The sequence below is a fragment of the Kribbella sp. NPDC026596 genome (assembly GCF_040638415.1).
Classification (GTDB): domain Bacteria; phylum Actinomycetota; class Actinomycetes; order Propionibacteriales; family Kribbellaceae; genus Kribbella.
The window spans coordinates 95,555-116,501 of the sequence record NZ_JBEZYF010000004.1 but is presented as its reverse complement, the minus strand read 5'-3'; the positions used below and the strand labels follow the sequence as shown (position 1 = coordinate 116,501).

Annotated in this window: 21 protein-coding genes; 8 read left to right on the top strand and 13 right to left on the bottom strand. The window is 67.8% G+C overall.

The annotated features are described in order from the left end of the window. Positions 1–109 precede the first annotated feature (109 nt). The gene (locus AB0E63_RS04630; protein ID WP_360361337.1) at positions 110–982 is read left to right on the top strand and encodes an arginine deiminase-related protein; all 873 of its coding nucleotides are present in this window, start codon (positions 110–112) and stop codon (positions 980–982) included. Here the strand turns inward: AB0E63_RS04630 and AB0E63_RS04625 are convergent. Together AB0E63_RS04625 and AB0E63_RS04620 are read right to left on the bottom strand one after the other, a co-directional pair. Next, positions 979–1,596, bottom strand: coding sequence for a PEGA domain-containing protein (locus AB0E63_RS04625; protein WP_360361334.1), 618 nt, complete (start codon positions 1,594–1,596; stop codon positions 979–981). The genes AB0E63_RS04630 and AB0E63_RS04625 overlap by 4 nt on opposite strands. 13 nt (positions 1,597–1,609) lie before the next feature. Further along, on the bottom strand, positions 1,610–3,181 hold the full coding sequence (locus AB0E63_RS04620; protein ID WP_360361331.1) for a phage tail tip lysozyme: 1,572 nt from the start codon (positions 3,179–3,181) through the stop codon (positions 1,610–1,612). 182 nt (positions 3,182–3,363) lie between these two features. Here AB0E63_RS04620 and AB0E63_RS04615 point away from each other — a divergent pair, with 182 nt between their 5' ends. Then, complete coding sequence (locus AB0E63_RS04615) at positions 3,364–4,032, top strand: GntR family transcriptional regulator (RefSeq protein WP_360361328.1); 669 nt, start codon at positions 3,364–3,366, stop codon at positions 4,030–4,032. Here the strand turns inward: AB0E63_RS04615 and AB0E63_RS04610 are convergent. From AB0E63_RS04610 to AB0E63_RS04575, 8 genes are read right to left on the bottom strand one after another with little or no spacing between them, the layout of a single operon-like run. Then, positions 4,029–6,068: a hypothetical protein gene (locus tag AB0E63_RS04610; protein ID WP_360361325.1), complete on the bottom strand. Its 2,040-nt coding sequence runs from the start codon at positions 6,066–6,068 to the stop codon at positions 4,029–4,031. The two genes, AB0E63_RS04615 and AB0E63_RS04610, sit on opposite strands and share 4 nt — an antisense overlap. Next, entirely contained in the window at positions 6,065–7,279 is a 1,215-nt protein-coding gene (locus tag AB0E63_RS04605; protein ID WP_360361322.1) for an enolase C-terminal domain-like protein, read from the bottom strand. The genes AB0E63_RS04610 and AB0E63_RS04605 overlap by 4 nt, the downstream gene beginning before the upstream one ends. Then, the gene (locus AB0E63_RS04600) at positions 7,276–8,079 is read right to left on the bottom strand and encodes an SDR family oxidoreductase (RefSeq protein ID WP_360361319.1); all 804 of its coding nucleotides are present in this window, start codon (positions 8,077–8,079) and stop codon (positions 7,276–7,278) included. The genes AB0E63_RS04605 and AB0E63_RS04600 overlap by 4 nt, the downstream gene beginning before the upstream one ends. A 10-nt stretch (positions 8,080–8,089) precedes the next feature. Next, positions 8,090–8,899, bottom strand: a complete 810-nt coding sequence (locus AB0E63_RS04595; protein WP_360361316.1) for a carbohydrate ABC transporter permease — start codon at positions 8,897–8,899, stop codon at positions 8,090–8,092. After that, the gene (locus AB0E63_RS04590) at positions 8,886–9,812 is read right to left on the bottom strand and encodes a sugar ABC transporter permease (RefSeq protein ID WP_360361313.1); all 927 of its coding nucleotides are present in this window, start codon (positions 9,810–9,812) and stop codon (positions 8,886–8,888) included. The genes AB0E63_RS04595 and AB0E63_RS04590 overlap by 14 nt, the downstream gene beginning before the upstream one ends. Beyond that, the gene (locus tag AB0E63_RS04585) at positions 9,809–11,104 is read right to left on the bottom strand and encodes an extracellular solute-binding protein (RefSeq protein WP_360361310.1); all 1,296 of its coding nucleotides are present in this window, start codon (positions 11,102–11,104) and stop codon (positions 9,809–9,811) included. The genes AB0E63_RS04590 and AB0E63_RS04585 overlap by 4 nt, the downstream gene beginning before the upstream one ends. 19 nt (positions 11,105–11,123) lie before the next feature. Next, complete coding sequence (locus AB0E63_RS04580; protein WP_360361307.1) at positions 11,124–11,831, bottom strand: FCD domain-containing protein; 708 nt, start codon at positions 11,829–11,831, stop codon at positions 11,124–11,126. Beyond that, a complete protein-coding gene (locus tag AB0E63_RS04575; protein WP_360361304.1) occupies positions 11,828–12,838 on the bottom strand; it encodes a DUF4185 domain-containing protein in 1,011 nt (336 codons plus the stop codon). The genes AB0E63_RS04580 and AB0E63_RS04575 overlap by 4 nt, the downstream gene beginning before the upstream one ends. A gap of 198 nt (positions 12,839–13,036) precedes the next feature. Between AB0E63_RS04575 and AB0E63_RS04570 the strand changes: the two genes are divergently transcribed. Both AB0E63_RS04570 and AB0E63_RS04565 read left to right on the top strand, forming a co-directional pair. Continuing rightward, positions 13,037–13,423, top strand: coding sequence for a phage holin family protein (locus AB0E63_RS04570; protein WP_360361301.1), 387 nt, complete (start codon positions 13,037–13,039; stop codon positions 13,421–13,423). Further along, positions 13,423–13,848: a low molecular weight protein-tyrosine-phosphatase gene (locus tag AB0E63_RS04565; protein WP_360361298.1), complete on the top strand. Its 426-nt coding sequence runs from the start codon at positions 13,423–13,425 to the stop codon at positions 13,846–13,848. Before AB0E63_RS04570 ends, AB0E63_RS04565 begins: the two co-directional genes overlap by 1 nt. Here the strand turns inward: AB0E63_RS04565 and AB0E63_RS04560 are convergent. Continuing rightward, positions 13,839–15,050: a pyrophosphate--fructose-6-phosphate 1-phosphotransferase gene (locus AB0E63_RS04560; RefSeq protein WP_360361295.1), complete on the bottom strand. Its 1,212-nt coding sequence runs from the start codon at positions 15,048–15,050 to the stop codon at positions 13,839–13,841. The genes AB0E63_RS04565 and AB0E63_RS04560 overlap by 10 nt on opposite strands. 76 nt (positions 15,051–15,126) lie before the next feature. Then, positions 15,127–15,564, bottom strand: coding sequence for an Lrp/AsnC family transcriptional regulator (locus AB0E63_RS04555; RefSeq protein WP_360361293.1), 438 nt, complete (start codon positions 15,562–15,564; stop codon positions 15,127–15,129). An 87-nt stretch (positions 15,565–15,651) separates the two neighbouring features. On the opposite strand from AB0E63_RS04555, the gene AB0E63_RS04550 reads away from it, so the two are divergent. Beyond that, positions 15,652–16,560, top strand: a complete 909-nt coding sequence (locus tag AB0E63_RS04550) for an EamA family transporter (protein ID WP_360361290.1) — start codon at positions 15,652–15,654, stop codon at positions 16,558–16,560. Next, positions 16,557–17,591 (top strand): LLM class F420-dependent oxidoreductase, encoded by a 1,035-nt coding sequence (locus AB0E63_RS04545; protein WP_360361287.1) that lies wholly within the window; start codon positions 16,557–16,559, stop codon positions 17,589–17,591. The genes AB0E63_RS04550 and AB0E63_RS04545 overlap by 4 nt, the downstream gene beginning before the upstream one ends. Here AB0E63_RS04545 and AB0E63_RS04540 read toward each other — a convergent pair. Further along, positions 17,523–18,524 (bottom strand): acetamidase/formamidase family protein, encoded by a 1,002-nt coding sequence (locus AB0E63_RS04540; RefSeq protein WP_360361284.1) that lies wholly within the window; start codon positions 18,522–18,524, stop codon positions 17,523–17,525. The genes AB0E63_RS04545 and AB0E63_RS04540 overlap by 69 nt on opposite strands. Before the next feature lie 117 nt (positions 18,525–18,641). On the opposite strand from AB0E63_RS04540, the gene AB0E63_RS04535 reads away from it, so the two are divergent. Then, positions 18,642–19,334: a response regulator transcription factor gene (locus tag AB0E63_RS04535; protein ID WP_360361281.1), complete on the top strand. Its 693-nt coding sequence runs from the start codon at positions 18,642–18,644 to the stop codon at positions 19,332–19,334. Then, positions 19,331–20,923, top strand: a complete 1,593-nt coding sequence (locus tag AB0E63_RS04530; RefSeq protein WP_360361278.1) for a HAMP domain-containing sensor histidine kinase — start codon at positions 19,331–19,333, stop codon at positions 20,921–20,923. The genes AB0E63_RS04535 and AB0E63_RS04530 overlap by 4 nt, the downstream gene beginning before the upstream one ends. Positions 20,924–20,947 lie beyond the last annotated feature (24 nt).

Below are 20,947 nucleotides of genomic sequence, written 5' to 3'. Positions count from 1 at the left end.
GCGACCTCCGGCACACCGTTTGACTCGGCGTACGGCGAGCCTCAAACTGACTGATTGTCGGACAATCAGGGGATCTGGCAATAGATCTCAACAGTCAGAAGGGGTGCTCATGGGTCAGCCGCTGGAGTGGGGTCGCCGGTATCTGATGGTCCGCCCGGACCACTTCCGGATCGACTACGTGATCAACCCGTACATGTCCACGCACGACCAGCCGGATCCGGCGCTCGCGCTGAAGCAGTGGGACTCCCTGCGCCAGGCAATCGTGGACGCCGGCGGTGAGGTCGACGTACTCGCGCAGCGCGCGGACTCACCGGACATGGTCTACGCGATGAACCTCGGCCTGGCGACGGCGGACGGCCGGGCAATGCTCTCGCACATGCGCTTCGAACCGCGCCGGAAGGAGTCGCTGACCGCGGCCGAGTGGTTCACCGGGGACGGGTTCACCCTGAGCAGGCCCGGGAGTGAGGGCGTCGGGCCGCACTTCGAGTCCGGTGACGCGTTCGTCTTCGGCGACAGTCTGGTCGTGGGATACGGCCCGCGGACCGAGGCCGAGGCGCTCAAGCACCTGGCGACCGAGTGGAACATCCGCGTCCGCGGGCTGCGGATCGCGCACGAAGGCATGTACCACCTGGACCTGCCGTTCTGCCCGGTGGACAGCACGCACGCGATGATCTACCCGCCGGCCTTCGACGAGTCCAGCCAGGCGGAGCTGTCCGGCATCGTGCCAGACCCGATCGTGCTCACCGACGAGGAGGCGTTCGCGTTCAGCGCCAACTCGATCGTCGTCAACGAGACGATCATCATGCCGGCATGCTCCCCCCGCCTGCACGACATCCTCACCACGCTGGGCCTGCGCGTCGTCGTCCTCGACCTGTCGGAGTTCCACAAGGGCGGCGGCTCCATCCGCTGCCTCACCAACCCCCTGGACTTCCCACTACACCCCATCACCACCCCAGGCGGCGACCTGATCCTGCCCGTCTAGCTGGTGGTGGTGTAGATGATGTCCAGGGTGTTGGGGTCCCAGCCTTGGCCTTGGATCCATTGGAGGGCTTTGGTTTTGCCGTCGGCGGTGTAGGTGGCGATGACGATCGAGATCGCCTCGGGGTTCTTCGGGTCGGACTTCGAGGCTTCGTAGGTCGCCTTGAAGCCGGGCCCGAGGTACGGCAGGGCGGCCATGATCGGGTACTTCTCCCGCAGCCGCTTGTTGATCTCGTCGTAGCGCCGTCCGGCCTCCTCTTCGGCCTGCAGCGTCTGCTCGGGGTGCTTCTCCGCCCACTCGCGCCCTTCCGGGCCGTTGGCGTACAGGTACATCTTCACGCTCAACGGGTCGCCGCCTTCCGCGGTCACCGTCTGGCTGTAGCTCTCGAACCCGTTCCGCTCCGCCGCGAGCGTGTGGGTGCCGGCCTTCACCTTGACCTCGCCGTTCGCCGCGATCTGCTTCCCGTCGAGCGTCAGCGTGAGGTCGTTGGGAATCGACGTCACGGTCAGCTTGGACTCGGGTGCGCCGCGGAAGAGCAGATAGCCACCGATCAGCACCACAGCGATCACGATGGCCGTCGCGCCGATCAGGACGGGTCGCCGCTTCTCCTCGAGCATGCGTTCCTCCTTCCTACTTCTTCTTCAGCCGGGCGGCGGCGAACCCGCCCGGGATACCGACGTCGTAGGCATTACTTGCCTCCGGCACGTGGTCTCCGAGTGAGCCGGAGGCCGAGTTGAAGCCGTTGCCCCACGGCCCGACGAACAGGTACGTGTGACCGGGGCCGATCAGGATGTCACCCGGCTGCAGGTCCGCGATCTTGATGCTGTCGAACACGTCGTACTTCCCGGAGGTCCGAAGGTAGTTCTCCTGCGTGGGGGTGTACACCATCGGGTAGTCGGGGTCGGCACCACTCATCCGCATCACGGTCGCGACGAACCGCCCGCAGTCGGTCCAGACGCGGTCGCCGCTCTCGCTGTTGTACTTCGGCAGTGCCGCCCGGTACTCCTTCGTCGCGAGGGATTTGTCCGTGCCGTCGTGCCCCGAGGTCGGCCAGGCCAGCGTCTTCGCGACGGCGGCGATGTTGCCGCTGCCGGCGCCGCAGCCGCCACCGGATGGTGCGCCGTCGCCGAACGTCGACAGGACCTCCTTGGCGGCGGCCTTGCGCTCGGTGTAGCGCGAGTTGCTCAGGTCGTTGGAGCCGGCGAAGCGCTCGTAGTACCGGCCGAAGGCGACGGCGGCGTCCTCGACCGTCTTGGCCGCCTTCACCTGGTCGCCGGCAGCCTTCTCCGGGATCGCCGTCTCACCGTTGAGCTGCTTGCGGAGGAAGTCCAGCTGGAACTGCAGGGACACGATGGTGGCGTCGTCGATCCCGGCCTGGCGGGACGGCTTGATCATCTTGCCGGCCGGCGTCCACTGCACGATGCCCCAGCCCATCGGGCTCTCGACCGCGTCGGACGGGTTGGTCACCTTGCCGGACGGGGTGCCCTGCAGCCGGCCCGGCTCGACGCTGGACTCGTGGATCATGTTGCCGACGATCCCGGCCGCCTGCTCCTTGGAGTACCCGCTGGAGGCGAAGTAGTTGAACGCCTTCTGCGCGTTGTTGTTGCCGGTCAGGTCTCCGCCGCAACAGCCCGCGCCGCCCTCGTCGCTGGTGGCGGCGTCGTCGCCGAACGAGTCGTCCTCGGGCTTGGTGTTCTTGAGGTTCCCGTCGTTCTTCTCGTCGACCCATAGCTCGAAGTGCAGGTGCGAGCCGGTCAACCCGGGGGTGGCCTCGTCACCGGAGCCCGAGGTGCCGATCTCCTGGCCACGGCTGACCGTGGCGCCGACCCTGACCTTGATGTCCTTGAAGTACTTGTAGCGGGTCTCGACGCCCTTGTCGTGCTTGATCCGGACCTCGTCGTTCGCGACCGAGGTGACCGTGCCGGCCTCGGCGGCGTACACCTTGCTGCCCTCGTCGACGTTGAAGTCGAGACCGGAGTGGCTGTTGCCCTCGGAGTCGGGGTCCTGCCAGCCCTGCTCGATGTCGTGCTTGTCGGTCGGCCAGGCGAACGCCTTGCCCTCGGTCTCACTGGTGCCGCAGTCCGACGCGCTGGCCTCCATACCGGCGAGGCCGCCGACGATCAGCGCGATCACGATCAGCAGAGGCAGGAACAGCACCAGCATGACGCCGCCGAGGATCGGCAGGGCTTTGCTGTCACCCACTATGTGCTCCTCGATCGCTCGGTGGCTCTCCACGCCGGTCCGGGGAGAGGGGCGGCCACAGAGGAAAATGCTGCCCTAAAACCAGGTCATTGTGTCGAGAGTTATCCACAGGCAGCCGCCAGGAGCGGCCCGCGAGCCGGGTCGCGCGCGACAACGGACCTTGACTGGACGAGAATCGCCCTATGTACGAACGGCTGCGGGTGGACCGCTCGACCACGGTGGACCGGGTGGTCGACGCGCTGCGCGCCGCCCTGTTCGCGGGAGACCTCGAACCTGGTACGCCGTTACGCGAACAGCCACTCGCGGAGGCGCTGGGAGTTGCCCGGAGCACCGTTCGCGAGGCGATGACCATGCTGGTCACCGAAGGGCTCGCGGTCCGGGAGCCGAACAAGGGTGTCAGCGTGGCGATCCTGCACCCGGACGCGGTGGCGGACATCTGCCGGGCCCGGTTCGTGCTGGAGTCGGCCGGGATCCGGGCGTGGTTCGACGCGGACGAGGCAGCGCGGGAGCGGGTCCGCGAGGCGATGCGGGTGTTCGCGGCGACCGCGAAAGATGGTGCTGACCCGGAGGCGATGACGGAGACGCACCTGGCGATCCACCGAAGCCTGGTCGCGCTGACCGGCAGCGAACGGCTGATCGCGACTGCCGACTCGGTCACCGGGGAGGCTCGCCTCGCGCTGGCGCGGGTGGACGCGCTGCGGCAGGACGCGCGCCAGCAGGTCGCGTCCCACCGCAAGCTGATCCGCCTGCTGGAACGCGGCGAGCTGGACGAATGCGTCGAAGAACTCCGCCACCACCTGGAAGGCGCCCAGGAATCCCTCCTGGAAGCCATAGCCATGCCACCTAGCTAGCGCTGGGTGATTCCTTCGGCGGAGACGTCGTAGGTGTTTGAGCCGACTCGGAGGCCCCGGAGCTGTGCGTTGGGGTCGAGGGCTGTGACTTGGGGGTTGGCGGTGACTGTGCCGTCCAGGGCGATCTCGAGGCCGAAGATGCCTTCCAGGACGAGGCTGACCCAGGAGCCTGACGAGGAGCAGGCCCAGTCGATCAGGTACGGGAATTGCGGCGGGGACTTGCGCGCGCCGCCGGACATCAGCGGAGCGGCTTCCTCGACGAAGTGGGCTTGGCCGCACGGCCCCTGGTTCGCGGTGCGAGCCAGCCCGGGGAGCCATTCGAGCGCGACATCGCCACGACCCAGGGCGAACAGAGCACGGGACGCATCGGCCGGCCAGGCAGGGTAGGCGCCGTTCCACTGGTGGTCAGGGCGCACGCTGAAGGCCGCATCGGCGTCGTACGGCGACAACGCGCGCATCCAGGTGGGCGTCTGGAGCTCACGCTGGAAGAACGACACCATCTCGGCCCGCTGGGACTCGGAGAGGTCGTCGGCCATCGTCGTACCGATGATGTTGAAGTCGTAGCAGTGCCGCACCGGGACCAGTGAGCCATCCGGCTGCCGAGCGTGCCAGAAGCCCGCGCCCTCGATGTACAGCTCGTTGACATGGCCGGCCTGCTCGTCCGCCTCCTTGCGGAGCAGTTCAGCGCGATCGGCATCACCAGAGCGATCGGCGACCTCCGCAGCGACGCGGAGACACCACACGTTGGCGGCGTTGAAGCTCGCCACCTCGTGCACGTAGCTGCTCACGCACTCCAGCAGGTTATCGATACCTCCGTAGTCCGCCAAAGCATGCTCACCCCGCAGACCGCGCCACGCCGTCGCCCAGTCCTGCAGGTGCTCCGCGACCGGCTTGGGACCGACCGACGCGTCCAGGAACCCGGAGTCCCCGGTGAAGCGCACGTAGTCGCGGACCAACCGAGTCATGGCGAAGTCGTTGACCGAGTACCAGTAGCCGACCGGTCCTCCGGTCAGCCACTCGGTCCCGAAGTGCTTGTGGATGTCGAGGTCGATCCAGTGCTCGATGTGCTTGCGCATCGGCTCCGGGTCAAGCAATGCGTGGGTCAGCGACGAGAGGCTGTAGTCCCAGATGAACGTCGTGGTCTGCCAGTAGCGCGGCATCAACGTGTCGTAGGTCCGCCCAAGCACACTCGCCGGGTTGTCCCGCCGGAACCAGATCACACCCAGAACGCCCCACCAGTACAGTTTTCGCAGTGCGTCGTTCGTGGTCTCCAGGATCGGCAGTGAACCGCTGAAGCCATCGCTCGACGGATCGAAAGCATCCGCCAACGCCTTGTCCCACAGGCCTTCCGCAGCAGCAATCACCGCCGGTACGTCGGCCACACACATGTCGAAGTGCGTCGTCGCGTCACTCAGATCCTCGGCCAGCACGTGCACATACGAGAGCTGTCCCTTGCCCGCGGCATCCAGAACAATCGTTGCCTCAAGCATCGACCGGTCGGCAACCGCCGGCACGTCGAGGCCCTGCAGGCTGACCGCGGAAGCGGATGCACCAGTGCCGGCAACCCGATTGTCGACAACCCTCAAGTCGTTCGGCTCCGACGGCGGCTCCGGCTTCAACCATCCACTCTCGGACCGGGTCGCCGTGCTGTCCAGCGCGAACCCGAGCCGCACCGACCGCCCAGGCGCACCTTCCAGCTCGAGCCGTACGACGACAGCCGGCCGACCGGGCGCACACGCGGTGACCGACCGCAGCGTCAGCCCGTCGACGACGGTCGATCGGACCACGCAGTCCGGCCGCCACACCACCTCGACGGTCCCGCCGTACGAGCGGGCCAGCCGGCCGTCGACGTACAGCTGACCGGTGATGCAGTCGCCGTGCGAGTATGGCGGGAAGTTCACACTGCGGATCGCGACCACGTCCAGGTCGACCTGCGCCGTACCCAGGAAGTTCGTCAGCCCGGGCGGGTTGAACATGTCGTCGTAGGTGTGAGTCAAGACGTCGCTGGCCAGGTCGGCACTGCGAGGGATGGTCATGAGGGGTCGGCCCAATCGGTGTTCGGGAGCAGGGGGTACCAGTCCGGACGTGCCGGGTCCCGGTCGTACGGGTACGGGCCGAGTTCGCGGAACAGTTCGGCGTACTCGGCCAGCTTGTCGCGGTCCAGCTCGACGCCGAGCCCGGGTCCGTCCGGGACCGCGATCGCGCCGTCGACGTACGGACGTTTGCCGCCGGCAATGATGTCGTCACGCAGGTGGTGGTAGTGCGCGTCCGCGGCGAACGAGAGGTTCGGTACGACGGCGCCAAGGTGCAGCATCGTCGCCAGCTGAATGCCGAGCTCGCCGGATGAATGAACGGCGACACCGAGCTGGAAGGTCTCGCAGACGCCGGCGGCCTTGATACACGGGCGAATGCCGCCCCAGAACGTGGTGTCCAGCAGGATCACGTCGACTGCGGGATCGCGGACGTTGGCCGCGAGCTGCTCGAAGTTCACCACCACGGTGTTGGTCGCCAGCGGGATCGACGTCTTCTCGCGGACTCGCCGCATCCCGTTCAAACCCCAGGTCGGGTCCTCGAGGTAGTCGTTGTCAAGGTCCTCGATCCCGCGGGCGAACCGGATCGCCTCCTCGACGCTGAACGCGCCGTTCGGGTCGAAGCGGACCCGGTGCCCGGGGAACGCCTCGGCCAGCGCGCGGAAGCACTCGCGCTCGTAGTCCGGCGGAAAGACACCGCCCTTCAGCTTGTGCACACTGAACCCGTGCTCGTCGACGAGCTGCCGCGCGTGCTTGACCAACTGCTCGGCCGTCCGGATCTCACCGGTTCCGTCGTCGGCCGGGTGCCGGAAGAACAGGTAGCTCGCGAACGGCACCCAGTCGCGGACCTTGCCGCCCAGCAACTCATGCACGGGTACGCCGAGTTGCCGGCCCTGCAGGTCGAGACAGGCGAACTCGATCGCAGCCAGCAGCTGGGTTCGGTTGTTGTACAGGCTCGCAGTCGGGTTGGCGAGCATCCAGCGGAGCGCCTCGGTCCGAGCAGGATCGTGACCGACCAGGTACGGCTTGAGCCCGGTGACGGCGGCCTCGGCACTCTGACCGCCACCGCCCATCTCGCCGAGCCCGATCAGCCCGTTGTCGGCCTCGACCTCGACCACGGTCCGGACGAAACGCCCCCAATGCGCACCATTGCTGTGCCGCAACGGCGCCTCGAGCGGCATCGTTACAGTCGTGGCGCGGATGTCGACAATCTTCACTTCGTGTCCTCCGGCAGTACGACGGCCAGCCCGGCGGTCAACCCGCCGTCGACCTTCACGTCCGCCCCGGTGACGAACGCCGCGGCCGGGGACGCGAGGAAATGGATGACCTCGGCGACTTCTCCCGGTGTCGCCACCCGCCCTAGCGGATGCGACCGGCCCCACTCCGCGACCACGTCATCCGTCGACCGGCCGCCTCCGAACTGGGCCGCCGACGTCCGCAGCATCGGTGTGTCCACCGAGCCCGGACAGACCGCATTGACGCGGATTCCGTCCGCCGCGTGGTCCACCGCCATCGCCCGTACGAGGCTGAGCAGCGCGCCCTTCCCCATTGAGTACGCCGCGACGCCGTGCTGCGCCGCATACGCCTGAACGGACGACACCACGACGACACTGCCGCCGCGTGGGAGCAGCGGCACGAACGCCTGGCAGGCGAAGAACACTCCGCCGACGTTGACCGCCATCACCTCGTCGTAGACGGACCACGAGGTATCCACAACCGTCCCGTACCGCTGGACTCCGGCCGCACAGACGAGGGCATCGACGTGCTCCACCTGCTGCGCGGCCGCGGCGAGAGCCTCACGATCTCCGACGTCCACGGTGATCCCACGGACTCCGAGCTCCTTCTCGAGCCCAGCAAGCGCCTCCGCGTCCCGATCCAGGGCAACAACCTGATCACCGGCTTGGACAAACCGTTCGACGGCACCTCGTCCGATCCCGGCGGCGCCACCGGTGACGACGACTGTGCGGCGGCCCCCGCCCCCGCCGCCGAAGGCGGCGCTGTTTGCAGAGTCCTGCATTTGTTTCCTTTCAGAACTGACCGAGGGCTAGACCCCGGGAGAAGAAGCGTTGGGCGGCCAGGAACAGGATCACCGTCGGCAGAGAGACAAGGAGCCCTCCGGCCAACACGGTGGGAAGCGCGGCGCCGCCGTACGTGCTCTGCAAACCGGTCAGCGCCGGCATGATCGGGCGGACCGACTCAGACTGGCTCAGCGTCAGCCCGAGCAGGAGGTCGTTCCAGACGAAGGTCGCCTGCAGGATGAAGATCGCGGCCAGCGCAGCCCCCGCCATCGGCAGGTAGATGCTCCGGAAGATGCGGAACAGCCCACCACCGTCGACGATCGCGGCCTCGAACACGCTGCGCGCGATACCGGTGAAGAAGTTGCGCATCACGAACGCCGAGAACGGCACACTGATCGCGGTGTACACGATGATCATCCCGACCCGGGTGTCGTAGAGCCCGGAGTCGGCGTACCCGGAGAACAGCGGCATCAGGATCATCTGCAGCGGGAAGATCGTCCCGCCGAAGATGAACACGAACCACAGGAACCCGCGTCGCAACCGCAGTACGACGATCGCGTACCCGGCGGCCGCGCCGATCAGCACGGCGATCACCGGCGCGATGACGCTGTACATCGTGGTCGCTACGAGCGTGTCGCCCAGCGCGGCCTTGCTCCACGCGTCCCCGAAATTCGTGAACAGCGCGAACCCGGCCGGTTTCCACACCGTCTTCGCGTCGAACCCGTCGACGGACTTGGACGCGTTCACGACCAGCAGGTACACCGGCGCCAGCCAGATCAGCCCCAGTACGACGAGAATCGCAGTCTTAACCTTGCTCACGCGACTCCCCCAACTGGTAGCGCAGATAGAGGATCGACGCGGCGAACGTGACCAGGCTCAGGAACAGCGCGATCGCGGCACCCTGGCCGTAGTCGTTCAGTACGAACGTCTCCTTGTACATCGAGAGCGCGAGCGTCTCCGACGACGTACCAGGACCGCCTTGCGTCATCACCCACACCACGTCGAAGGTCTTGAGGCTTCCGACGATCGACAGCCCGACGACCACCGTCGTGATCGGCCGGAGCTGCGGCCAGAGCTGGTGCAGGAAGAGCCTGAAGCCCTCAGCGCCGTCCAGGCGGGCAGCCTCCAGCGGCTCCGCCGGGATGGACTGCAACCCGACCACGAACAGCAGGGCGTTCACACCCGCCGCCTGCCAGGTGACGGCCACGATCATCATCAGCGTGTTGCCCGGGCCGGCCTGCAGCCAGCCGGTGTGCGCACCGGGAAGGCCGAAGAACCCGAGCACCTGACCGAGCGCACCGTCGGGCTGCAGCACGAACCCCCAGATGACGCCGACGGCCACACCGGAGATCGCGTACGGCAGCAGGAACGGCAGCCGCAGCCACGTGCCCCACTTGTGTCCATAAGTCATGACGGCGATCAGCAGCCCGAGCACCACGGGCAGAGTCACCATGCCGACAACCCACAGCAGCGTGTTGGTCAGCGCCCCGACCAGGTCCGGGTCGCTGAACATCGCCTTGTAGTTCGTCAGCCCCGACCAGACGGGTGAGGCCAGGCCGTCGTAGTCGGTGAAGCTGACGTACGTCGTCCACAGGAACGGCAGGTACAGCAGCAGTGCCACCACGCCCACGGCCGGCAGCCCGAACAGCGGCGCCATGCGGGCGCCGGTCCGGGCCGAGCGCTGGACGCTCACCCGTGGCTTGACCGGCGCCCGCTCGATCGTCGAAGTCACTTCTGCTTGGCCCAGTACGCGTCCGCCTCGGCCTGGATCTTCTGCAGGCCAGGCATCGGGTCGCCCGGCTTGGTGACGAACGCGCCGAACACCTCGAGCGCCTTGTTCGCGACTGGCACCGGCGTCGCCTCGAACCAACGGTTGATCAGCCGGTAACTGGCACTGCCGTCGCCTCCGACATCTTTGTTGAGCGCCGCCAGGCCCGGGTCCTTGACCTCGGCCTTCGGGTTGAACGACAGGTCACCGCGGGAGTTCGCCCACGCGGTCTGCGCCTGCGGCGTGACCCACCAGTCGGTCCACTTCTTCACCGTGGAGGCGTGGTCGCTGGCGGCGGCCGAGCAGACCGGGCCGGTCTCGAAGATCATCGAGGTCTTCGGCAGGTCCGGGTTCACGTTCGGGATCACGAAGAAGTCGTAGTCGGTGCCGGCCTTCATCTTCAGCGTGTTCAGGTTGCCGCTGAACCAGGTACCGAAGTTGATCATCGCCACGTCGCCGTTCTTCAGCTGCGCCTGCGGCTCGGTCTTCGAACCCGGGTCGCTGAAGTAGCCGGCGTCGATCATCTTCTTCCACTCGTTCATCACCTCGACCACGCCCGGGTCGGTGTACTTCGCCTTGCCGGTGGCGAGGGCGTCGTACAGGTCCGGGTCCTTGCCGGCCAGCAGCGTCTCGAACCAGACGAAGGAGAACAGGATGTTGGTCTGGTAGAACGGCTTGACCCCGGCCGCCTTGACCTTGTCGGCCACCTGGGTCAGCTCGGCCCAGGTCTTCGGCGTCTGGGTGATCCCGGCCTTCTTGAAGACGGCCTTGTTGTAGTACATCACCCAGTACCCGGCGTTCAGCGGCACGCAGTACTGCTTGTCGCCGTAGGTGAAGTACTGCTTGAGCTGCTCCGGGATGTTGCCGTCGGCAACCGCCTTGGTCCACTGGTCGGTGGTCTCGGCGACGAGCTTCTGGTCCACCAGGTCCTGAAGTTCCTTGCCGGTGTGCCAGCTGAACAGGTCCGCCTTCTCCTTGGTCCGGAACGAGGAGCGGATGAACGCGGTGTAGGTGTTGGAGTCGGAGTAGCCGACCGGCTCCATCCCGACGCCGATATCGGACTTGCTCGCCGCGCCGACCTGGGTGAAGGCGTCCTTCCAGCCACCCTTGTCGTTGTAGAACTTCAGCGAGTCGACCGGCTTGTCCTCGCCCTTGGCGGCACCGCCGGCGGCCCCGCCGCCCCCACAGGCGGACAGCGCGAGCGCACCGGCCACTGCGAGGGCGGTGAGCGCTTTGCGGTTGATCTTGCGTTGCATGGGAGTGCGTCCTTCCAGCTCAGGGGTGCTGAAGTCGTTGGTTGATGACGACGAGGACGCCGTCGAGGTGTTCGCGGGTCAGGCGTTCAGCCAGTTCGGTGTCTCCGGCGCGGACCGCGTCGTAGATGGCGCGGTGCTCGTCCAGGTCGGTCTGCCGGTCGCCGTGGATGTGCAGGATCTCCAGCTGCTCACGCGCGTTGACGACGGTGACGGACTCGACCACCTCGGCCAGGGTCGCGTTTCCGGACGCCTGCGCCAGTGAGCGGTGGAAGTCCATGTTCACCTCGGCGAGCTGGGCATGGTCGCCGGATGCGATCAGCTCGGCCGCTGCGGCGAGGTCCCGTTCCATTTGCTCGAGTGCGGTCTCGGCCCGGATCTGGGCGGCCAGCGCAGCGACCGGCGGCTCGATCAGAGCGCGTGCCTGCAAGAGTTCCACCAGCCGTTCCGCGCTCGGCGCCAGCGCCAGGGGGTTGGCCAGGACGAGACGACCGACGTTCGGACCGACGTACACACCGGAGCCGTGCCGCAGCTCCACCGCGCCGGTTGCCTCCAGTCGGCGAAGCGCCTCCCGGATGGTGGGTACGGCGACCTTGAACCGCTCGGCCAGCGACCGCACGGACTCGAACTGGTCACCCACCGACAGTTTCCGGTCCGCGATCAGTGAGAGCATCGACGTCGCCAGATCGTCCAGCAGGCTGCGGCGTACGACGCCACCCGGGGTGCTCACTGCGCCGCCGCCAGGGTGACGGTCAGGAACCGCGGGCGGTAGATGCTCACATCGGCGTACAGGTCGTCGCTGACGAGACTGTTCACGTTGTAGCTGACCAGGAGCTCGTTGCCACGGCGCAGGTCCGGATGCTCATGTGAGTTGTAGGTGATGATGTTCCCACCGGTCTCCGGGGTTTGGTACAGCTCGACGGGCTTCACGAACGGACCGGTCGGCGAGCAGGAGAAGTACCCGAGGACTCGCTTGCTGAACAGCTCTGTCGTGTCATGCGTGACCAGCAGATAGCCGTCACCCCACTGGGTCACGCTGTGCTCGTTGGCGACACCTTCGAGCACACGTGCGGAAGCGGTCTCGTCCGCCGACCAGCCGGAGCCGGTCCAGTACTCCCACGCCTTCGCGGTCAGGTCGTCACCGCGGACTCGGGCGACGTGCTGGTACTTCGAGGAGCCGAGGTCCTCCACGCCGTAGATGTAGGTGTAGCCGTGGTCACGCAGCAGCCAGCCGGACCACTGCACGTTGGCGGCCGACGGGAGCGGCTTGAGGCTGCGCAGCTTGAACGTCTTGCTGTCGAACCGGGCGAGGTAGTTGCTGGCCCAGTGCCAGTCCCACTGGCCCGGTCCGGTCTTCTCGAACCGCAAGGCAATGACGTCAAGGTTCCGGCCGGCGTTGCTGGTCTGCGCGGCGCCGAACCAGTACCAGCCGTTGGACGGCGGAGGTACGAGCGCTGTCGGGTTGGTCGCCGTACCGCCGGTGACGGTCTTCAGCTTCCCGCCCTGCTCGATGACGAACGAGTTGTTGATGAACGGCGTCGTGGTCGGACGGCTGCCGTCCGGGTTCACCGGGCCGAGGAAGGTGTCCGAGAAGACGAACGCGGTCCGCCCACCCGACAGCGGCACGGAGTACGTGCTGTCCGCCCCGGTCCACCCCTTCCCGGTGTCGCTGTAGGCGTTCAGAAGGCCCTCGGGCGCGGCGTGCGGCTGGGCCTGGGCGGTCCAGTTCGTGCTCACGGCGCTGCAGCTGGAGGGGTCGGCGGAAGCAGCGGGCAGACCGAGGCCCGCTGCCGTGAGTGACAACGCGACTACCCCAACCAATGGACGGAACATGAAAATGATCAGATCACTTGGTCATTTCCGTGTCAAGAGTCAGGTTCGGGTCAGGGCGCGTACCGGGCGTAGAGGCACCGGTGGGATGGGAGGATCGACCGCATGAAGAACTTGGTCATCAGACTCCTCGCCAACGCGGTCGCGCTGGCGATCGCGACCTGGGTCGTCGCCGGGATCACTCTGGAGGGTGCGACCACCGGACGGCGGATCCTCACGCTGCTGATCGTCGCCGCGATCTTCGGCGTCGTGAACGCGATTGTGAAGCCGATCCTCCAGTTGCTGTCGTGCGCGCTCATCGCCCTGACGCTGGGGCTGTTCCTCTTCGTCATCAACGCGGCGATGCTGCTGCTCACGTCGTGGATCACCGGCAAGCTGGACGTCCAGTTCCACGTCGACGGCTTCTGGTCCGCGCTGCTCGGCTCGGTGATCATCACCGTCGTCGGCATCGTGCTGAACATCGTTCTTCCGGACAAGGCCGAGATCAAGTAGTGCCCAGGCACGTCGAGATCGTCTGCACCGGGAACATCTGCCGGTCGCCGATCGGCGAGGTCGTGCTGCGCGCGAAGCTCGCCGAGGCGGGGATCGACGACGTCGAGGTGACGAGCTCGGGGACGGGCGCCTGGCACGTCGGGGATCGGATGGACCCGCGGGCCGCGGCCGTGCTGCGCAGGCATGGGTACGACGGCAGCGCGCACCGGGCCCGCCAGTTCCGGCCCGGGTGGTTCGCGGACCGCGACCTCGTGCTCGCGATGGACTCAGGACACTTGGCCGAGCTCGGTGGCGACGCCCGGTTGTTCGCCGATGACGACGTACCGGATCCGTATTACGGCGACGACGCCGACTTCGACGACGTCCTCGCGCAGATCGAGAAGGCGGCCGACCAGTGGGTCGGCCGCCTCAGCACTCAGGCCTGACCGATCTCCGCCTTCAGCGCGACGAACCAGTCGACGCCCGGGTCGAACTCCTTGCCGCCGGCGATCCGCGGGAACTCGATCGCGCGCAGTTCGTCACCGCGCTCCTCGTCGTGGCCGACCACGCCGCTCTCACCGCGCAGCGCGGCGTCGACCGCGTAGTCGGTGCACTCCTTGATCAGAGCCAGGTCGCGGTCGTTGGCCGCGGCCGAACGGCTGAAGTAGCCGCTCTTCTGCACCATCGTCTTCTCCGCGCCGATCCGCTCCGCGAACTGCTTGGCGAACCACGCGCCCGGGTTGATGGTGTCCAGCTTCACGTGACCGAACGGGTCCCGCCCGACCTCCTCGCCACGGGCCTCCATCTCGGCCACGATGGACGGTACGCCGGCGCCCTCGGACAGGAAGATGTTGACGCAGTCGTTCTCGTCCATCACCTTGCGCAGCCGGTTCGCCTCGGCGTCCAGGTCGATCGTTGCCTCCGGCACGTACACCGCGTGCACGTCCCAGCCGCCCTGGTCCAGGCCGATGCCCGGGTTCCACTCCTGCGTGTCCAGCCAGTCCCGGTACGCCCGGGCCGTTGCCGCGGTCAACCATCCGCAGTTGCGGCCCATCACCTCGTGGACGATCAGCATCCGGGGGTTCGAGCTGTGCTCGGCGATGATGTTGCGGGCGAACAGCGCGCCCTGATCCGCCGCGGTCCACGCGCCCAGGCTCTGCCGGATCGGGATCACGTCGTTGTCGATGGTCTTCGGCAGGCCGACCACGGTCAGGTCGTAGTCGTGCTCGTGCAGGTACGCCGCCAGGTCCGCGGCGGTGGTGTTGGTGTCGTCACCGCCGATGGTGTGCAGGACGTCGACCCCGTCGGCGACCAGCCGCTCGGCCGCGACCTGGAGCGCGTTCTGGCCGTCGGCGATCAGGCCGCGCTTGACCAGGTCCGCGGTGTTGGTCAGCTTCACCCGGCTGTTGCCGATCGGGCTGCCGCCGAACTTGTGCAGTACGGACGCCTTCGCCCGGACCTCCGGCGTCACCTCGACGAACCGGCCGCTGAGCAGGCCGTGGTACCCGTTCAGGTAGGCGATGATCTCCACGTCGGGCGCCACCTCGGTGTAGCGCTCGATCAGCCCGCCGACGGCGGACGACAGGCAGGGCGCGAGCCCGCCGGCGGTGAGCAGGGCAACTCTGCGAACAGACTTGTCAGCAGCCATGGGTCGGGGTCCTTCCAAGGGTCACTAAGTCGCCACCACATTAGTGATGCAGACCACCCTCAGCGGTGGTTGGGGTTCACCCCAACGGCACCGAGCGCGGGGGCACCGGGGTCGAGACGATGAACGAGCTCGTCGTCTGGCCGTGGACGAGGAACTTGTCGAGGACGTCCTCGAGCGACGCGATCGCGGGAACCTGGACGCGCATCAGGAAACAGTCCTCGCCCGAGATCCGGTGGCACTCGACGACTTCCGGCGTACGCGCGGCCAGCTCGATGATCTTCGGGATCTGCCCCGGACCGGGCCGCAGCCGCACCCACGCCGCGACCGGTAGCCCGAGCGCGGCCGGATCCACCTCGAGCCGGTAGCCCCGGATCACCCCGGACTCCTCCAGCCGCGCGACGCGTTCCCGCACGGTCGGCGTGGACACGCCCAGCCGGCGGGCCAGCTCGGTGGTCCGCAGCCGCGGGTCGGCGGTCAGTTCGGCCAAGATCCGGGTATTGAGCTCATCGAGCACTTGGCTTTTCGTTTCAGTAAGCAAGACCGCCATTTCGACTCCGATCCGGCATGGGAAAACTGAGAGCTGGTTCCTAGGGTAGTCAGGGTGACTACCATCGTGGAAGCTCCGCCCAGGAGCGGCCTCGCGACCGCCGCGGCGGCCGTGACCGTGGTGCTCTGGGCTTCGTCGTTCGTCGCCATCCGGCACGCCGGCACCGAGTTCTCGGCCGGCGCTCTGGCACTGGCCCGCCTCGGCCTCGGCAGCATCTTCCTCGGCGCGTTCCTCTTCCTCCGCCCACGGCGCGAGGTGGCCGGACGCCGCTGGCCGGCCGCGCGCGACTGGCCGCAGTTGCTGGCCTGCGGCCTGCTCTGGTTCGGCGTCTACAACCTCACGCTCAACGAGGCCGAACGCCGTCTCGACGCCGGGACCGCGGCCATGCTCGTCCACATCGCCCCGCTGCTGATCGCGTTGCTGGCCGGCCTCACCCTCGGCGAGGGCTTCCCCCGCCAGGTCGTCATCGGCAGCCTGGTCGCGTTCGGCGGCATCCTGCTGATCGGTACGTCGACCTCCACCGGCCGCGCGGAAACCTGGGGTGTCGTCCTCTGCATCACCGCGGCCATCTCGTACGCCGTCGGCGTGGTCACGCAGAAGCCCCTACTGGGCCGGCTCCCCGCGGCGGAGGTCACCTGGCTCGCCTGCACCATCGGCGCCGTCGTCTGCGTCCCGTTCGCGCCCGCACTAGTCGACGAGCTCGGATCCGCGAGCGCTGGGACGATCTGGTGGGCGGTCTACCTGGCCGCCTTCCCGACCGCGCTCGGATTCACCACCTGGGCGTTCGCCCTCCGGCGGACCAGCGCGGGCAAGATGGGCGCCACGGTCTATGTGGTCCCGGTCGTCGCCATCGCGCTCGGCTGGCTCTTCCTCGGCGAGACGCCCGCGTTGCTCGCACTAGTCGGCGGCGCGGTGTGCCTGGCCGGCGTCGCGATCTCACGTCGTACCGGGAGGGCCCGATGAAGTTCGGTGTCTTCGTACCGCAGGGTTGGCGGATGGACCTGGCTGAACTCGAGGATCCGGTCGAGCAGTGGGAGGCGATGACCGCGGTCGCCCGGGCCGCCGATGCCGGGCCGTGGGATGCGATCTGGCTGTTCGACCACTTCCACACAGTGCCCGAGCCGGTCCGCGAGACCGTCTTCGAGGCCTGGACCACCACGGCCGCACTCGCCCGCGATACGCACCGGGTGAAGCTCGGCCAGATGGTCGGCTGCAACGGTTACCGCAACCCGGCGCTCTACGCGAAGATGGCCGCCACCGTCGACGTCGCCAGCCACGGCCGCCTGTACGCCGGAATCGGCGCGGGCTGGTCGGAGCACGAGTGGAGGGCGTACGGCTATCCGTGGACGAGCCAGAAGGACCGGATGGGGTCGTTCGCGGAGTCCGTGGAGCTGATCCACCGGTTGTGGACCGAGGACGACGTGGTCTTCGAGGGCAAGTACCACTCGGTCGACAAGCCCTTCGTAGTACCGCGGCGCAAGCCACAGTTGTGGATCGGCGGTGGTGGCGAGCGGGTCACGCTCCGGCTCGTTGCGAAGTACGGCGACGTCTGCAACTTCGGCACCGGTCGCGTCGACGTGATCGAGCACAAGCTCGCCGTACTCCGGCAACACTGCGACGACGTCGGCCGTGACTACGACGAGATCGTCAAGTCGACCAGCCTCAACGTCTTTCCGGTCGAGTCCGGTGCCGACCCGGTCGCCACGACGGCCAAGGCGCGGGGCCGCTACAGCCTGGACGAGTTCGCGGAGATCGGCGCCGGCGGAACCCCTGGTGCTCTCGCCGAGGTCCTCACGACGAAGCGGCTCACCGAGCACGTCGAGAGGTTGGCCGAGGCCGGGATCCAGTACGTCATCGTCTACATTCCCGGGTCGCGTACGACCACGAGCCGATGCAGCGGTTCGCGGAGGACGTCGTACCCAGCTTCAGGTGAGAGTGGCGGCCGCGGCACGGAGGTGCTGGTGGATGCCGTCGTACACCGTCGCGCTCGGTAGCAGGCGCTTCGGGACCTTGGTGACCACGCTGTAGTTCACGTCGACGACGTTCGCCAGTGGGACCTCACTGATCTGGCTGAGCAGCTGGTAGGCGTCGAGCTTGTCCAGTCCGTACAGGGACCCGAGCCAGCCGACCATGTCGACCTGACCGGCCCGCCAGGCGTCCTCGAGCGGCCGGCTCGACCCGACCACCGCCAGGTAGTCGTCGTTCTCGATCCGCGGCCAGACCGGTCCCGGCGTCTTCACCAGGTCCACGATCAGTACGACGTTCATCGCGCCCTCGACCGCGGTCCCGCAGGACTCACCCTCGCCCTGGCGGTAGTGCCCGTCGCCGACCGAGAACAGTGCACCCTCGACGTTCACCCGCAGGTAACAAGTCGCACCGGCCCGCATCTCCGGCGTGTCCATGTTGCCGCCGAACATGTCCGGAACCAGCGACGAGCGAGCCTCGAACGCGGCCGGCGCGAGGCCGACCGTGCCCAGCATCGGCTCCAACGGCAGCGCGAGCTCCAGCCCGCTGCTCCGGGCGTGGAACCCGACGGTCTGCTTGTCGGAGTCGACCTCGTAGATCCAGGTCCGCTCCGGCAGCGGGTCCTGCAGTGTCGCGGTGCGGTCGGTGCTGGTCAGGCCGCCGAAAAACGGGATGGTCGTGGACACACCCCAGCTGCGGGCCGGCGTGAGCTCCACGAAGTGCAGCACCAGGGTGTCTCCGGGCTCGGCGCCCTCGACGTAGAACGGGCCGGTCTGCGGGTTCACGAACGGCATGTTCAGCGAGGCGCTGGCCAGGTCCGCCGTGCTGCGGAGGGTGCCGCAGTACGCGTCCTCGGTCCACAACCTCAGGGCGGTGCCCGGCTTGACGCGCCGGACCGGCGGCACCCCGCCGAAGGTCCAGGCGAACTGCTCGGGCTCGGGGGTGTATTCGAGGATGTCCACGATTTGCCAACCTAAGGTGTGCAGGAGGTATTGGGGTAGTGATCAGCGGGTTCTCAGGCGATTCTCAAACTGACGGCCTACTGTCGAGGCGGAACTTCGAGCGGAGCGAGGAAGACGATGCGGGTACTGGTGGTGGACGACGACCGGGCGGTCCGGGACTCGCTGCGCCGTTCGCTGGAGTTCAACGACTTCGAGGTGGTGACCGCCGCGGACGGGGCCGAGGCGCTCGCGGTGATCGGCAACGTCGAGCCGGACGTCGTCGTGATGGACGTGATGATGCCGCGCCTGGACGGGCTCGAGACCACCAAGGCCTTGCGGGCCGCGGGCAACAATGTGCCGATCCTGGTGCTGACCGCGCGGGACGCGGTCGCGGACCGGGTCGACGGCCTGGACGCCGGCGGCGACGACTACCTGACCAAACCGTTCGCGCTCGAGGAACTGCTGGCCCGGCTGCGCGCCCTGCTCCGCCGCAGCACCACGCCCGGTGAGGGCGGCCAGCGCGGCGAGGTGCTGCAGTACGCCGATCTCGTGGTCGACGTGGACGCGCACGAGGTGCACCGGGGCGACGTACCGATCCCGCTCACCCGGACCGAGTTCTCCCTGCTCGAGCTGCTGATCCGCAACCCGCGCCGGGTGCTGGAGCGCGCGGTCATCCTGGACGCGGTCTGGGGCTACGACTTCCCGACCACCGCCAACTCCCTCGAGGTCTACATCGGCTACCTCCGCCGCAAGACCGAGGTGAACGACCTTCCCCGCCTGATCCACACCGTCCGCGGCATCGGGTACGTCCTGAGAGACACCCCACCGTGAGCCGTCAACACCCCGAAGAATTCCCCTCGTACGCCGACCGGCGTGAGCCGGCCGCCCCGCGGCAGCCCGCGCCCCCGCTGGTTCTCAACGGCAACGGGAATCGGGTGGTGGCGACGGCTGCCCGTACCCAGACCTGGTGGAACGAGAAACTCCACCAGCTGAGTCTGCACGCCCGGGTCACCATGCTCGCGGCGGTCGCGGTCGGACTCGCGGTCGCCATCGTGAGTGTCGCGGCGTACGTCACCGTGCGCCAGCAGATGTACCAGAACCTGGACGACAGCCTGATCCTCCGGGCCAGCCAGGCCGCCCAGAAGGGTGTGCTGACCAACCTCCAGAATCTGCAGAACATCCCACCCGACGCGCTCGGCCTGAGCGATATCCAGGTCGGGATGATCGGTGCGGACGGGCAGACGTTCGGCGCCGAGGACAGCGTGCTCCCGCCGATGGGACAGGACGAGCTCGCCATCGCTCGGGCCCAGGGCGCCGACGCCAGTCTGCGGACCGTCGGCGTCCGGAACGGCTCACATTTCCGGGTGGTCGCCGTACCCGCTCACTACTGTCCGGCCCAGTTCAATTGCCGGGCCGACCCGGATCTGTTCCAGCCGTCGGCGCTGGTCGTCGCGCAGTCTCTGGGTGCGATCGACCAGACGTTGCACAACCTCGGCATCGTGCTCTGGGCCTTCGGCCTGATCGGCGTCATCGGCGCCGCGCTCGTCGGCAACGCGGTCGCCCGGTCCGGGCTCAGACCGCTCGCGCGGCTGACCGGGGCAGCTGAGCATGTCGCGCGAACCGAAGACTTGCAGCCGATTCCGGTGACCGGGTCCGATGAGATCTCGCGGTTGGCGCAGGCGTTCAATGCGATGCTCGCGGCGCTGGCGCGGTCGCAGGACCGGCAGCGGCGGCTCGTGGGTGACGCGGGGCACGAATTGCGTACGCCGCTCACCAGCATCCGGACCAACCTCGACCTGCTCGCTCAGGCCGACAAGCGCGGCGGCCTGCGGCCGGAGGATCGCCAGCAGCTGCTGGACGACGTACGCGCGCAGATGGACGAGCTGACCACGCTGATCGGTGACCTCACCGAACTGGCCCGCGACACCCCGCAGGTGCGGAACGCGGAGCTGATCGAGCTGTCCAACGTGGTCGAGGACGCGATCATCAAGGTACGGCGCCGGGCGCCGGGGCTGGAGTGGGACGTCCAGCTCACTCCGTTCCCGGTGTGGGGTGATGAGCGACTGCTCGGCCGCGCTGTGATGAACCTGCTCGACAACGCCGCGAAGTACAGCGTGCCGGAGGGTGTCACGCCGCGGAGCGACGGCCAGCCGGTCGGGCTCGTCACGGTCCGCCTGCTCGACGGCGTACTCACGGTGACCGACTCCGGGCCGGGGATCGCCGAGGCGGATCTGCCGCATGTGTTCGAACGGTTCTACCGCTCCAGCGAGGCGCGTAGCCGGCCTGGATCCGGCCTGGGACTCGCGATCGTGAAGCATGCGGCCGAGCAGCACGGCGGGATGATCTACGCGCGCAACGCCCCCGGCGCGGGAGCGCAGTTCACGCTGTGGCTGCCGCACGCCGCGACGCAGACCCGCTGACGTCGTACCCGCTAGCGCGCCGCG